Source organism: Herbaspirillum sp. NPDC087042, assembly GCF_044745245.1.
GTDB lineage: Bacteria > Pseudomonadota > Gammaproteobacteria > Burkholderiales > Burkholderiaceae_D > Herbaspirillum.
Window position 1 is genome coordinate 42,798 of sequence record NZ_JBIUZW010000012.1, and the last position, 13,262, is coordinate 56,059.

At 65.1% G+C, this 13,262-nt stretch carries 12 protein-coding genes; 1 reads left to right on the plus strand and 11 read right to left on the minus strand.

Going from position 1 to position 13,262, the window contains the following annotated elements:
- Window positions 1–35: 35 nt before the first annotated feature.
- Window positions 36–728 (plus strand): glutathione binding-like protein, encoded by a 693-nt coding sequence (locus ACIPHN_RS16755; protein ID WP_400437853.1) that lies wholly within the window; start codon window positions 36–38, stop codon window positions 726–728.
- Between the two features lie 35 nt (window positions 729–763).
- Here the strand turns inward: ACIPHN_RS16755 and ACIPHN_RS16760 are convergent, their stop codons facing one another.
- The 11 genes from ACIPHN_RS16760 to serB all read right to left on the minus strand — a co-directional run bounded on the left by ACIPHN_RS16760 (window position 764) and on the right by serB (window position 13,208).
- Window positions 764–2,557 carry a diguanylate cyclase gene (locus ACIPHN_RS16760; protein ID WP_400437854.1) on the minus strand — a complete coding sequence of 598 codons (1,794 nt, stop codon included), beginning with the start codon at window positions 2,555–2,557 and terminating at the stop codon, window positions 764–766.
- Between the two features lie 217 nt (window positions 2,558–2,774).
- The gene (locus ACIPHN_RS16765; RefSeq protein ID WP_400437855.1) at window positions 2,775–3,230 is read right to left on the minus strand and encodes a MaoC family dehydratase; all 456 of its coding nucleotides are present in this window, start codon (window positions 3,228–3,230) and stop codon (window positions 2,775–2,777) included.
- Between the two features lie 70 nt (window positions 3,231–3,300).
- Entirely contained in the window at window positions 3,301–4,338 is a 1,038-nt protein-coding gene (locus ACIPHN_RS16770; protein ID WP_400437856.1) for a diguanylate cyclase, read from the minus strand.
- 11 nt (window positions 4,339–4,349) lie between these two features.
- Entirely contained in the window at window positions 4,350–5,375 is a 1,026-nt protein-coding gene (locus ACIPHN_RS16775; RefSeq protein ID WP_400437857.1) for a chemotaxis response regulator protein-glutamate methylesterase, read from the minus strand.
- Window positions 5,372–7,675, minus strand: a complete 2,304-nt coding sequence (locus tag ACIPHN_RS16780; protein WP_400437858.1) for a hybrid sensor histidine kinase/response regulator — start codon at window positions 7,673–7,675, stop codon at window positions 5,372–5,374. Before ACIPHN_RS16780 ends, ACIPHN_RS16775 begins: the two co-directional genes overlap by 4 nt.
- Window positions 7,672–8,355 carry a chemotaxis protein CheW gene (locus ACIPHN_RS16785; protein WP_400437859.1) on the minus strand — a complete coding sequence of 228 codons (684 nt, stop codon included), beginning with the start codon at window positions 8,353–8,355 and terminating at the stop codon, window positions 7,672–7,674. Before ACIPHN_RS16785 ends, ACIPHN_RS16780 begins: the two co-directional genes overlap by 4 nt.
- A 13-nt stretch (window positions 8,356–8,368) precedes the next feature.
- The gene (locus ACIPHN_RS16790; protein ID WP_400437860.1) at window positions 8,369–9,625 is read right to left on the minus strand and encodes a CheR family methyltransferase; all 1,257 of its coding nucleotides are present in this window, start codon (window positions 9,623–9,625) and stop codon (window positions 8,369–8,371) included.
- Window positions 9,622–10,101 carry a chemotaxis protein CheW gene (locus tag ACIPHN_RS16795; RefSeq protein ID WP_400437861.1) on the minus strand — a complete coding sequence of 160 codons (480 nt, stop codon included), beginning with the start codon at window positions 10,099–10,101 and terminating at the stop codon, window positions 9,622–9,624. The genes ACIPHN_RS16790 and ACIPHN_RS16795 overlap by 4 nt, the downstream gene beginning before the upstream one ends.
- 18 nt (window positions 10,102–10,119) lie before the next feature.
- Window positions 10,120–11,745, minus strand: coding sequence for a methyl-accepting chemotaxis protein (locus ACIPHN_RS16800; RefSeq protein WP_400437862.1), 1,626 nt, complete (start codon window positions 11,743–11,745; stop codon window positions 10,120–10,122).
- Window positions 11,746–11,929: 184 nt separating this feature from the next.
- On the minus strand, window positions 11,930–12,292 hold the full coding sequence (locus tag ACIPHN_RS16805; protein WP_400437863.1) for a DUF4870 family protein: 363 nt from the start codon (window positions 12,290–12,292) through the stop codon (window positions 11,930–11,932).
- A gap of 49 nt (window positions 12,293–12,341) precedes the next feature.
- Complete coding sequence (serB, locus tag ACIPHN_RS16810; RefSeq protein WP_400437864.1) at window positions 12,342–13,208, minus strand: phosphoserine phosphatase SerB; 867 nt, start codon at window positions 13,206–13,208, stop codon at window positions 12,342–12,344.
- Window positions 13,209–13,262: the final 54 nt, after the last annotated feature.

Here is a 13,262-nt window from a genome sequence, read left to right on the forward strand (position 1 = left end):
ATCGAAGCGTCACTCCACACTTACCGAGGACATCCATGATCGACGTCTACAGCTGGGCCACGCCCAACGGCCACAAGGTCCACATCATGCTGGAGGAATGCGGCCTGCCCTACACCGCGCATGCCATCGATATCGGCGCCGGCGACCAGTTCACGCCTGAATTCCTGAAGATCTCGCCCAACAACAAGATCCCCGCCATCGTCGATCCGGATGGCCCGGACGGTGAACCGATCTCGCTGTTCGAGTCCGGCGCCATCCTGCTCTACCTGGCCGGCAAGACCGGTCGCTTCCTGGGTGAGACCACGCGCGAGAAGTATGAAGTGCTGCAATGGCTGATGTTCCAGATGGGCGGCCTGGGACCGATGCTGGGCCAGGCCCATCACTTCCGCCTGTATGCCCCGGAACAGATCGAATACGCGGTGAACCGCTACAGCAACGAGGCGCGTCGCCTGTACCAGGTGATGGACAAGCAACTGGGCCAGCATGCCTACCTGGCCGGCGAGCACTACACCATCGCCGATATCGCCTGCTTCCCCTGGACCCGTTCACACAAGAACCAGGGTATCGCGCTGGAAGACTTCCCCAACGTCAAGCGCTGGTTCGACGCCATCAGCGCACGCCCGGCCGTACAGCGCGGCGTGACCGTGCTGGCCGACAAGCGCAAGCCGCTGCAGGATGACAAGGCCAAGGAACTGCTGTTCGGCAAGAGCCAGTACCAGAAGCGCTGAGCACACCGCCCCGTGGGGGCGGGACCAGCGGACAGCTAGTACAACGAGGGCGCGATCTCCACACGATTGCGCCCTCTTTCCTTGGCGCGGTACAAGGCATCGTCGCTGGCGCGCAGCACCTGATCCTGGCCGATGCTCTTGCCCTGCATGAGCGCAATGCCGATCGACAGCGTCACCTCCAGCAGCTTGCCCTCGTGGATGAGGGGCTGGCTGGCAAAGCAGCGCTGCAGACGAACGGCGAATTCGGCGGCGGCATCCATGTCGGCGCCGGCCAGGATCACCGCGAATTCCTCACCGCCCAGCCGCCCCACCGTATCACCCTTGCGCAACTGCGTCCTGAGCACGCCGGCGAAATGCTGGAGCACCCGGTCACCCACGGCGTGGCCATGGGTGTCGTTGATGCGCTTGAAATGATCCAGGTCGCACATCAGCACGGCGGCGCGGCCGTTGATGTCACGCTGGGAGCGGCCATGCTCCTCCTGCAGCCGCTGCATGAAATAGCGCCGGTTGGGCAACTGCGTAAGGTAGTCGGTCAGGGCGAATTCCTGCAACTCCAGCTCGATGGCCTTGCTCTCGCTGATGTCGCTGATGAAGCCATGCCACAGCACCGTCCCGTCCTCCAGCCGGCGCGGCCGGGCGTGGCCACGCAGCCAGCGCAGCGCCATGCCCGGCACCATCACCCGGAACTCCAGACGCCAATGGGCCGCCCCCGCCAGGATGGCATCGCGCGCAGCCCGGAACAGCGCCAGGTCGTCGGGATAGACAAAGCTTTCCATGGCCGAGGGATCGTCCAGCAATTGCTGCGGACACAAGCCATAGGTTTCACGCGCGCCTTCGCTGACATAGGTGAAATAGCCGCGCTCGCCCGGCGGCACCCGATACTGGAACGCCATGCCGGGAAACTCGCTGGTGAGGTCGGCCAGCAGGCGGCTGCTCTTTTCCAGCTTGGCGGTGAGGCGCTTGAGTTCGGTGATGTCGGTGGTGGTCCCCATCATGCGCAAGGCATTGCCCTGGGCATCGCGCGCCACCACCTTGCCGCGGCTGCTGATCCACTTGTAGCTGCCGTCGCGGCAGCGGATGCGGTGCTCGACCTGGTAGGTGTCGGACCGGGCCTCGAAATGCTGGCGGATGGTCTCTTGCACATAGGCCAGGTCATCGGGATGGATGCGCTGATAGGCATCCTCGATATGGCTGGACAACTCCCAGTCCTCGTAGCCGAGGATGGCTTTCCAGCCGCGCGAATAGTACATCTCGCCGGTGACGGCATTGCGGTCCCAGATGCCGGTGCCACTGCCTTCGATGGCCAGCGCCATGCGCTGGTCGGCCACGCCGGCCGGTTCAGCCTGCAGCGGCGTGCGCTGTGGCACCAGCGAACGTTCGACGGCCAGCATGGCCATCGAGACCGCCGCGCCGACGGCCAGCCGATAGTCGGCGCGCTCGACCTCGGGCAACTCGGGCAGGTCGGTGCTCGCGCACACCACCAGGATGCCCGCCACGTCGCCGGCAAAGGAGCGCAAGGGCAGCATCTCCAGCACCGCCGTGTCGTGCTGTCCGGCCAGCGCCACGAAGCGGCTCCAGAAGTAAGGGGTATCGGCCTGGGTCACCTCCAGCGCCTCGATCTGCGCCACATGGGCTGGTGCCAGCCGCGGTGCCGCACCTACGCGCATGCGCTGCGCCTGTCCATCGAAGAGGAAGATGGCAGCCATGCGTTCGGGATAGGCCTGGGAGAAACCCACCGCGATGCGATCAAGCAATTGATCCAGCGGCGCGCCACGGGCGATGAAGGACAGCGTGAGCTGATGGAAGGCCAGCGCGTTGCGGTGAGACAAGACAGCGGCCTGCTGTTGGGGGCATTCTGACATCATGGGCGGCTTCATCGGCAAGCACGCGGCGGCGTCAGGACTCGGCGCTGGCACCACCGCAGGGAGTCCACCTTAGCACCTTCCTCGCCCGCATGAGGTGAAAATCTTGCTACGCGGATTGCAGCGATGTTGTCGGGCAACACAAATCGTGATGATCTGCGAGGATGGCTAGCCTTGCCTCATGTCAATAACGGCGCACCAGGAATTCGGCCACGCAGACCGGCTTGTCCGAACCCTCGCATTCGATGGTGATCTCCCATTCCAGTTGCGCGCCGCCGGCGATCTCCTCGACCGATTGCAGCACGATGATGCCGCGCACCCGGCGCCCTACCGGCAGCGGCGCCGGGAAGCGCACGCGATTGAGCCCGTAGTTGAGCAGCATGCGCACCTCGGCCCCCAGGCTGACCGACTCCGACAGCAGGCGCGGCAACAGCGCCAGCGTCAGGAAACCATGCGCCACCGTGCCGCCATAGGGCAATTCACGGGCAGCGCGCTCGGGGTCGACGTGTATCCATTGATGGTCGCCGGTGGCATCGGCAAAACGGTCCACCTGCTCCTGGCTGACCGTGATCCATGGACTGGTCGCCACTTCGGTGCCGGCCAGGGACTTCAATTCTTGCAACGTGGCAATCTCGCGCATCCTGTCTTCCTTGCTTCTTGTGATGGATTCTGATGTTTTCGCTGATGGTTCCCTGATGGATTCTGATGGATCAGCTCGCCTCTGGAGCGTCCTCCCACACCACCTGATTGCGGCCAGCCTGCTTGGCCAGGTACAGCCGACGATCAGCCATCTCCACCAGAGCGCCCAGATCCTGCTCGTGGCCCGGCACCACGCTGGCGGCGCCCACGCTGACGGTGAGGAACTGGCTCACGGTGGAACGCTCATGCGGTATCGCGGTCGCCTCGATCAGGTGGCAGATCTTCTGGCCGATGGCGCGCGCGCCGTCCAGGTCGGTACGCGGCAGGATCATGGCGAATTCTTCGCCACCGAAGCGGGCCGACAGGTCGGCCGGACGCAGGATGCTGTCGTCCAGGGTCTGCGCTACCTGCTTGAGCACGGCATCGCCGGCGACGTGGCCGTAGCTGTCGTTGTAGAGCTTGAAGAAATCGACATCGATCAGCAGCAGCGACAGGTACAGGTCATCGCGCCGCGCCCGACGCCATTCGGCCCCGAGGTAATCATCGAAATAGCGACGGTTGGCGATGCCGGTGAGGCCATCGGTATTGGTCAACCGCTGCAGCTCGAAATTGGTCTTCTGCAATTGCTGCTGGCTCTCGCGCAGCGCGCGATAGGCGGCGTCGCGCTGGAGCAGGTTGATGTAGGAGCGCGAGTGATAGCGGATGCGCGCCACCAGCTCGATCACGTCCGGCAACTTGACCATGTAGTCGTTGGCGCCACCGGCAAAGGCGTCGCGCTTGACCGTGGCATCGTCCTTGGACGACAGCACGATGATGGGGACATTGGCCAGCACCGCACTGGCGCGATATTGCCGCACCAGGGTCATGCCATCCACGCCCGGCATCACCAGGTCCTGCAGGATCACCGTGGGATGGGTCTTCTCGGCCACGGCCAATGCTTCCTCGGCACGGGTACAGAAATGGAAGTCGATATGGGCCTCGCTGGCCAGGGCGCGACGGATAGCCTCGCCCACCATGGCCTGGTCATCCACCAGCAGCACCATGATCTTGTACTCGTCAGGGGGCAGCACCGGGCTCCCCGTCTGGATATCGGTATGCACCGAATTCATTGATTCATCCTTCAAACTAAGCCCGTCAAAATGGCTTGCAGGCGAGCTGCCATGCCGGTCACCGGTAACACCTCCTGCGCCGCGTCGAGGGCCGCCGCCGCCTTGGGCATGCCGTAGACCGCACAACTCTTCTGGTCCTGGGCAATGGTGTGATAGCCGTTGTCTCGCAAATCCTTCAGGCCGACGGCGCCGTCGCGCCCCATGCCGGTCAGCAGCATGGCCACCGCGCGCCCCGGCCAGCGTCGCACGATGCTGTGGAAGAACGCATCCACCGAAGGCCGGTAGATATCGCTGGCGCTGCCCTGGACATAGCCCAGGCGCCCGCCTTCCTTGAACACCAGATGCTGGTTGCTGCCCGCCAGCAAGACCTCGCCACGCTGCGGCAGGTCGCCTTCGGCGGCCACCCGGACCTTGAGCAAGGATTGCTGTTGCAGCCATTGCGCCATGCCGGGCGCGAAGGCGGCATCGATATGCTGGACGATCACCATGGCGCCGGCAAAGCCCGCCGGAATCTGCCGCAGGATCGTCGACAAGGCCGCCGGGCCGCCCGCCGACGCGCCCACAGCCACCAGCGGTGCCAGCTCGGTCGTCGCCGTCAGCCCCGCCGGCGCTGCCAGCGGACGTGCCGCCGTGGCGACCAGCTCGGGCAGGAGCAGGCCCAGGTTGTCGATCTTCTCGATCAGCGCCGCGGCGTCGCGACGACCGGCCGCGCCCACCAGGGCCGGGGTCTGGGTGGCATCGAGCGCGCCATAGCCCATGGCGTCATAGAGCTTGGAGGCACTGCTGTCCATATCGGAGGTGACGATGAGGATGGGGCAAGGCGTCTCCTGCATGATGCGGCGGGTGGCTTCGGCGCCATCCATCCTGGGCATCAGCAAATCCATCAGCACCACATCGGGCAACTGCCAGGCACACATCTGCACGGCCTGCTCGCCATCGCGGGCGATCCAGATCAGTTCATGGCGGCCGCTCTCGGCGATGACCCGGCGCAGCACCTCCACCATCATGGGAGTATCGTTGACGATGCCGATTTTCACGATGTGGCCTCTCCAATCAAGTCCGTGACGGCCTGCAGCAGGCTTTCGTCGTGGAAACTGCTCTTGGTGAAATAGTGGTCGGCACCGGCCTCCAGGCCGCGTTGCCTATCCTCTTCCCGGTCCTTGTACGACACGATCATCACCGGCAATGCCTGCAGGCTGGGCGCATTGCGGATCAGGCCGACCAGCTCGATGCCATCCATGCGCGGCATGTCGATATCGGTGATGACCAGGTCGAAATGCTCGGCACGTACCGCGTTCCAGCCATCCATGCCATCCACCGCCACGGTGACCTGGTAACCGCGATTGGAAAGCATCTTGCGTTCCAGCTCGCGCACGGTGAGCGAATCGTCCACCACCAGCACCTTCTTGCGCGCCGCGCCGGCAGCCTGGGCCGCACTGTCCTGGTCGACCGTCTGCAGGCGCCCCGAGGCGGTCAGCTTCTCCACGGTACGCAACATGTCGGCCACATCCAGGATCAGCAGCGGTTCGCCATTTTCCATCAGCGCTCCCGCCAGGATATCGGCAATCTTGCCCAGGCGTGGATCCAGCGGTTGCACCACCAGCATGCGCTCGCCCAGGAAGGCATCCACCGCCACGCCATAGGCATGTTCCTGTTCGCCGATGACGACCACGCAGACGCTGCCATCGCGCGCGCGCCAATGGCCCTTCTGCAGCACCTGGTGGGCGCTGACCAGTCCCACCTGGCGACCGTCATGGGTGAAATGCTGGTAGCCCTCCTGGGTCTGCAAGGCTTCTGCCGGCAGGCGCAGCGTACGATTCACATAGGCCAGCGGAAACGCATAAGGTTCCCCCGCGATCTCCACCAGCAAGCTGCGGATCACCGACAGCGTCAAGGGTAGCTGCATCAGGAAACGGCTGCCCTGTCCCGGCCGGGTACTGATGCGGATGGTACCGCGTACCTGCTTGAGCATGTCGGCCACCACATCGAGCCCCACGCCGCGTCCGGAAATCTCGGTGACGGTATCGCGCAGGCTGAAGCTGGGCAACAGCAGGAACTCCAGCAGCTCGGCCTCGGACAGGCGCGCCGCCGTCTCCTGGTTCGACAGCTTGCGCTCCACCACGGTCTGGCGCAGGCGCTCCACATCGATCCCGGCGCCATCGTCGGCCACCTCGATGATGAGCATGCCGGCACTGTGCCGGGCCTCCAACCGCACCACACCCTGCTCGGGCTTGCCGGTGGCACGTCGTTGCGCGCCGTGCTCGATGCCGTGGTCCACGGCATTGCGCAGCAGGTGGCCGATAGGGGCCTCCAGCTTGTCGAGAATATCGCGGTCGATCTGAGTGGCGGTGCCGGTGATATCGAGCCGCACCGATTTGCCCAGGCTGTTGCCGACATCACGCACCATGCGCGCAAAGCCACCCGTGCCATCGGCGAAGGGACGCATGCGGCAAGCCAGGGCTTCGTCGTAGAGGCGCTGCGAGAGATTGACCGAGCGCCGGTCGAAGGCATCCAGTTCGGTCAGCTGCTCGCCCAGCAGGTGCTGGTTCTGCTGCATCAGGGTGCGCAATTCGGACAAGGTGGTCTGGGTATATTCATCCAGCGTCGCCAGCGGCAGCCTTTGCTGCAGCAGGTCGAGCGCCTGCATGGCTTCGCGCTGCACCCGCTTCATGCGCAGCATGCTGGCCGAAAAGGGTTGCAAGCGGCGCGATTCGACCAGGGACTCGCCTGTCAGGCTGAGCAGCCGGTCCAGGCTCTCGGCGCTGACCCGCACCGCACGCGCGCCGGCCATTGCCGCCTGCGGTGCGGCGGCCGGGGCATTCCCTTCCGGCTCGGCCGGGGTCGGTACCAAGCTCGGAGACACAAGGACTTCCGGAGTGACGATCTCGGGCAAGGAGGCAGGCGGCTGCGGCCAGGGTGGCACCTCGGCACCGCTCATCACCGCCGGCAGCGCCTGCAGGAAAGCTTGCACCTCGGCGCTGCCGGCATGGTCGGCCCAGGCTTCATCGCCATCGGGCGGCACCGCGATACGGGCCAGCAGGTCGACCCCGCGCAGCAGCACGTCGATGTGGCGCTTCTCCAGCACCAGCTTGCCCTGCTGGGCCAGCACGAAGCAATCCTCCATGACATGGGCCACCTTGACGGCGGTCTCCAGGCCGACGATACGGGCCGCGCCCTTGAGCGAATGGCCCGCGCGCATGCAGGCCTCCAGGTGCTCGGCGGCTTGCGGTTGCTGCTCCAGCGCCAGCAGGCTGGCATTGAGAAGCTCGATCTGGCTCTCCGCCTCGAAGCGGAACAGGTCGAGCATGGACATCTGGCTGAAATCGGGCGTACTCATGTCATGCTCCGGTTGAGTACGTAGAACAACAAATCGTGATCGAGCAAGCCGATCTGGCGGCCACGCCAGTCCAGCATGCCACGGGTGTACTGGATGGCGGCGTGCGCCAGGGTGGTCGGCACCGGCGCCAGCGTATCGCCGCCATAGCGGTGCAGGCCGGCCACCTCGTCGACCGGGAAGACCAGCGTCTGCCCCTCGTGGTGGACCACCAGCAATTGCGCCGCCGGCTTGGCGGGCGCCGTGGTGAGCTGGAACAATTGCGCCAGCGAGACGCAGATGCGCAAGGCGCCGCGGATATTGAGCACGCCCTGGATGGCCGGATTGCGCTGGTGCGGCAGGCTATGCAAGGCACGCGCCTCGGTCACTTCCTGCACCACCACCGTGGCGATGGCCAGCCATTCCTCGCCGATGCGCACCACCAGCGCCGACGCCTGTGCCTGGCGCACCTGGGCGCTGCCCTCACCCAAGCCCGTCACGTCCGCTTGCCCCCACGCCTGCGCCACCTCGGCGGAGGCCGGTACACGGTCGAGCTGTTGCATGGCCGCGCTGGCAAAGGTGGGGCAATTCAGGCAGCGCACGTGTTGCTGCAGCAAAGGACAAGAGCTGTCACCCTTGGTGCCGATGCGGTTCCAGCAATCGTCGATGGCTGCCGATTGCCATGCTGCGCTGGCATTGGCCATGTCCGCTCCTGTTTCAGTCATGCCCGCCCTCCCCCGGCTGGCTGGTGCGCTGCGCGCGCAGGCGCATGCGTTGCGCCCCTGCCGCATCGCCCTGCGCCTGCAACAAGGCCGCCAGATGCAGCAAGGCGGCCTGGTGCGCGGGATCCAGGTACAGCGCCTTGCGATAGCAACGTTGCGCCTGCGCCGCATTGCCGTCGGCGTCGAAAATCAATCCTTGCAGGTAGAACGCCTCGGCGCTCGGCCCCTGCTCCTGCACAGCCTGCTCGCACAGGCTGCCGGCGCGCTCCAGCTGCCCCCGATCGGCCAGGGCGCGCGCCTGTTGCAGCAGTGATGGCTGCAGCGCGGGCGCGGGGCCGGCCACGGGTGGGCTGACGGTGTCCGCTCGCGTCGATGGTACGGTCCGCGCCCACCGCGGCATGACCGTCGCAGGCGCCACCGGCCGCGAGACGGACGCTGGCGAAGCCGCTGCGGCCCCGTCCTTGCGCCGGCGAAATCCGAACGCCAGCGGGATGCCGGCGGACTCCAGCACGGAGCCCAGCACGATACCGCCCTCGGCCGGACCGACGAAGAGATGACCGTCTTCGGCCATCAGGTTCACCAGCAGGGCTACCACCTGCTGCTGCACGTCGCGCTCGAAGTAGATCAATACGTTGCGGCACAGGATAAGGTGGTAGGCCTGGGCGTGACGCATGAAGTCGGGCGCCAACAGGTTGCCCGGGGCAAAACGCACCTGGCGCCGGATCTGCTCATGCACCTGCCAGGCGCCCTCGCAGGGATCGAAATGGCGGTCGCGAAACGCCAGGTCCTGCCCGCGGAAGGAATTGCGGCCATAGATACCCTGGGCGGCGATCTCCAGCGAGCGGGTACGGATATCGATGGCATCGATCTGGAACTGTGCCGGCGTCACGCCGGCATCGCACAAGGCCATCGCCAGCGAATAGGGCTCCTCACCGGTGGAGCACGGCAGGCTCAGGATGCGCACCACTTCGCCAGGCCGTTCGGCCAGGCGTTCGCGGGCCAGGCGGGCCACCGCCAGCATGGCTTCGCGGTCGCGGAAGAACCAGGTCTCGGGCACCACTGCCAGCTCGATCAAGGCCTGCAATTCGGTCTCGCTGGTCAGCAACACGGCCAGGTACTGGCTGTCGTCGTCCAGCGCCAGCAGGCCCATGCGCTCGCGCACCACACGTTCGATCAGGCGTGCGCCGACCGTAGCCATGTCCAGGCCCATCGCGGCCTTGAGCTTGCCAGCGATCTGCGGCAAGGACTTCATGCCGGCTCCTGCGGATAGAGCAGCGCGCGCGTGGACGCATCGAGCAAGGCCGCGACATCGACCCGTTGCAGCAGGCTCCCCTGGTACTGCATCACCGGCCCCAGGTAAGGGGCCTGCTCATTGCGCACCGTACTGGCGAGGAAGTCGAGGGGATCGCAGCGCAGGGTATCGGTGGCCTGCTCCAGGATCAGCCCCAGCAAGGCCGGCGCGCGCGACGCCGGCGTGCCGGGGGCGCGGTAGTGCACCAGCACCAGGCGGGTGCTCACGCGCGCACGCGCAGGCTGCCCCAGCGCCAGCATCGACAGATCGATCACCGGCACATGGGCATCGCCATGAGGCAGCAAGCCGGCCACCCAGGCCGGTGCGCCTGGCAGGCTCTTGCAGGGTGTCAGCGGCAGTACCGACGCCACCTCGGAGACCGGCAGGGCATACCGGTCAGGCCCCAGCGAAAACAACAGGAACAAGGACAGGCTCATGGCTTGACTGCACCGGCCTCAGCCCTGCACCTTGAAGCGCGACACGCCATTGCGCAACTCGTTGGAGACCACGGTCAATTCCTCGATGGCCTGGCTGGATTGCTGCAGCGACTCCACCGTCTGCTGGGCCGCTTCCGACAATTGCACCAGTGCCTGGTTGATCTGTTCGGCGCTGCTGGCCTGGGCCTGCATGCCTTCGTTGACGATCTGGAAGCGCGGCGCCAGCGCCTGCACCTGGGCGATGATCTGCGAGAGCTGGCCACCGGCGGTCTGCACATCCTGCATGCCGCGTCGCACCTGGTCGGAGAACTTGTCCATGCCCATCACCCCGGCCGCGACGGCGGACTGGATTTCCTTGACCATGACCTCGATGTCATACGTCGCCACGGCGGTCTGGTCGGCCAGGCGTCGGATCTCGGTGGCCACCACCGAGAAGCCGCGCCCGTGTTCGCCGGCCTTCTCGGCTTCGATGGCGGCATTGAGCGAGAGCAGATTGGTCTGGTCGGCCACCTTGGTGATGGTGGTGACGACCTGGTTGATGTTGCCGGCCTTCTCGTTCAAGATCGCCAGCTTGGCGCTGACCGAGCCGGCCGCATCCATGACGCTTTGCATGGTGTCTTCCATGCGGGTCAAGCCGGCCTGGCCACTGCCGGCCAGCGAGGAGGTCTGTTCGGAGACCACCGAGACTTCATTCATGGTCCGCACCAGGTCGCGCGAGGTCGCATGGATCTCGCGCGAGGTGGCACCGATCTCGGTGGTGGTGGCGGCGGTTTCGGCGGCGGTGGCCTGTTGCTGGCGCGCCGTGGCGGCGATCTCGGTCACCGAGGTGGCCACCTGCGCCGAGGAGCGCTGGGCCTGCGACACCAGCGTCGTCAGCTCATCGGTCATGCGATTGAAACCGCTGCCGAGATGACCGAACTCGTCCTGGCGCGCCAGTTCCACCCGCCGGGAGAAATCGCCCGAACGCATGGTATCGAGGATGCCCATGAGTTTTTGCAGCGGCTCGTTGATGGCGCGCATCAGGAAGAAGCCGCACACCAGCGCCACCAGCAAGGCCGCCATGAGCGAGGTCAGCATGGCGAACTGCGCCGAGGTGACGGCATCGCTGATATGGCTGGCGGCGTCATCGGCGATGGACTTGTTCTTCTCCACCATGCGCTGGGTAAATTGATAGCCCAGACGCCACTGCGGCCGGATCTGCTCGTTGAAGACCTTGTCGACGGCGTTGCGCTGGCTGAAATCCATCTTCAGTGCCTCGGTCATCATGGCGCGGTATTTCTGCCGGGCGTCCTTGAATTGCTCGAAGATCTGGCGATCATCGTCGCTGAAGACCGATTTCTCGTAGTCCTCCTGCAAGCGATCCAGGCGTTCGCCGTTACGGCGCAGCAGGGCGATATCGGCCTGGCGCTCGCCGTCACTGCCATCGATCTGGGCGATCTGCTGGCTCATCAGCAGGTTCTCGTACCAGGCGGCATTGATCATGGTGCTGTAGTACAGCCCCGGCGTGGAATCCAGGCGCAGGGAATTGGCACTCTTCTCGATGCGGCCCAGGTTGACCGCGAAAATCCCGGCCATCAGCGCCATGAGCAGCAGGATGAGCACGAAGCTCCCGAGTATGCGTTGCTTGATGGTCCAGTTGTTCATGCGCAGGCTTCCTTGGGTGGATGCAGGTGCCGGGGCATCCCGCATAGTGCAATCTAGAAATTATTCGAGATTATCATCGAATCTTTTCAATATGACCATGAGGGAGAATAGTAAATTTCCCATCAGAAACAAAAACGGCGCCCATCCGGGCGCCGTCATGGCAAGCGAGGTGTTTCCGACCGGGTCAGGTCGGCATGGGCTTGTTGTCCTGCAGGTCGAGGAAGCCCTTGATGAGGCGATAGGCTTTCCAGATCCAGGCCAGGGAGAACATCAGCACCGCCAGCGGAATGCCGACGAAGGTCATCCACACCACCCCGCCGGCAAACATCCAGAACAGGTACCACCAGAAGGAGCGGATCTGCCAGCGGTGATGGCTGTAGAGGAAGGTGTCGCGGGCGTCACCGCGCTTGAGGTAGTTGATGATCAACGGCAGCCATGACAGCAGGCCCAGCGAAAAGAGCAGGCTGGCGCCATGGAAGAGATAAAGCCACCAGACCAGCTCGCGGGCCGATTGGGTCTGGGGGTCCAAGACCAGTTCCTGGTTCATCGCGTCTCCTGTGATTGATCGGGCGCCGGCCTGTTCTTGCGGGGATGACTCAGGCCAGCAGGTTCAAGATGCCGTCCAGTCCGACGAAATTCAAGCCCACGCTGGCCTGGGCACGCACCACCGGCTTGGCCCGGAAGGCCACCGACAGGCCCGAGATACCCATCATGCGCAGGTCATTGGCGCCATCGCCCATGACGATGGCCTGCGCCGGCTGCGCGCCGATCTCCTGGCAGACGCGCTCCACCGTGGCACGCTTCTCCTCGGCATTGACGATGCCGCCCACCACCTTGCCGGTCAGCTTGCCATCCAGCACTTCCAGCGTATTGGCGTGGGTATAGTCCAGGCCCAGGCGCGCCTTCATGCGGTCGGTGAAGAAGGTAAAGCCCCCCGAGACCAGCAGGGTCTTCAGGCCCGCAGCCTGCACGGCCTTGAGCATGTTCTCGGCACCGGGCGAGAGTTGCAGGCGCTCATCGTAGACGCGCTGCAAGGCGCCCGCATCCAGTCCCTTCAACAGGGCCACGCGGCGGACCAGGCTTTCGTTGAACTCGATCTCGCCCCGCATGGCGGCTTCGGTGATCTCGGCCACTTGCGGCTTCAAGCCCTGCATGTCGGCGATCTCGTCGATGCATTCGATGGTGATCAGGGTGGAGTCCATGTCCATGGCCACCAGGCGGAAATCGGCCAGCCGCTGTCCCGCGCCGATGAAGGCATAGTCCAGGCGCGCCTTGAGGCAGGCGGCGTCGATGGCGGCCTTCAGTTCGTCGGTGACAGCCACACCCGCCACGCGCCAGGCATCGGCATCGGCCACGCGGCTATCGGTGATGCGCTGCGCCTGGCCACTGGCCAGGGCGGCGATGGCATCGATGTCGGCAGCGGAAACGGCGTGGCTCTTGGGGGCTTGCAGGATCAGGTTCATGTTCGTGGTGGAGTTCGGGTAAATCGGTAAAAGCGGTGATAGCGGTGATAGCGG

Excerpts from the sequence above, each read along its gene's own strand:
- ACIPHN_RS16770 (WP_400437856.1), bottom strand. The coding sequence starts at position 4,338 with ATGAATTCGGTGCATACCGATATCCAGACGGGGAGCCCGGTGCTGCCC.
- ACIPHN_RS16805 (WP_400437863.1), bottom strand. The coding sequence starts at position 12,292 with ATGAACCAGGAACTGGTCTTGGACCCCCAGACCCAATCGGCCCGCGAG.
- ACIPHN_RS16755 (WP_400437853.1), top strand. The coding sequence starts at position 36 with ATGATCGACGTCTACAGCTGGGCCACGCCCAACGGCCACAAGGTCCAC.
- ACIPHN_RS16800 (WP_400437862.1), bottom strand. The coding sequence starts at position 11,745 with ATGAACAACTGGACCATCAAGCAACGCATACTCGGGAGCTTCGTGCTC.
- ACIPHN_RS16780 (WP_400437858.1), bottom strand. The coding sequence starts at position 7,675 with ATGAGTACGCCCGATTTCAGCCAGATGTCCATGCTCGACCTGTTCCGC.
- ACIPHN_RS16785 (WP_400437859.1), bottom strand. The coding sequence starts at position 8,355 with ATGGCCAATGCCAGCGCAGCATGGCAATCGGCAGCCATCGACGATTGC.
- ACIPHN_RS16765 (WP_400437855.1), bottom strand. The coding sequence starts at position 3,230 with ATGCGCGAGATTGCCACGTTGCAAGAATTGAAGTCCCTGGCCGGCACC.
- ACIPHN_RS16795 (WP_400437861.1), bottom strand. The coding sequence starts at position 10,101 with ATGAGCCTGTCCTTGTTCCTGTTGTTTTCGCTGGGGCCTGACCGGTAT.
- serB (WP_400437864.1), bottom strand. The coding sequence starts at position 13,208 with ATGAACCTGATCCTGCAAGCCCCCAAGAGCCACGCCGTTTCCGCTGCC.
- ACIPHN_RS16790 (WP_400437860.1), bottom strand. The coding sequence starts at position 9,625 with ATGAAGTCCTTGCCGCAGATCGCTGGCAAGCTCAAGGCCGCGATGGGC.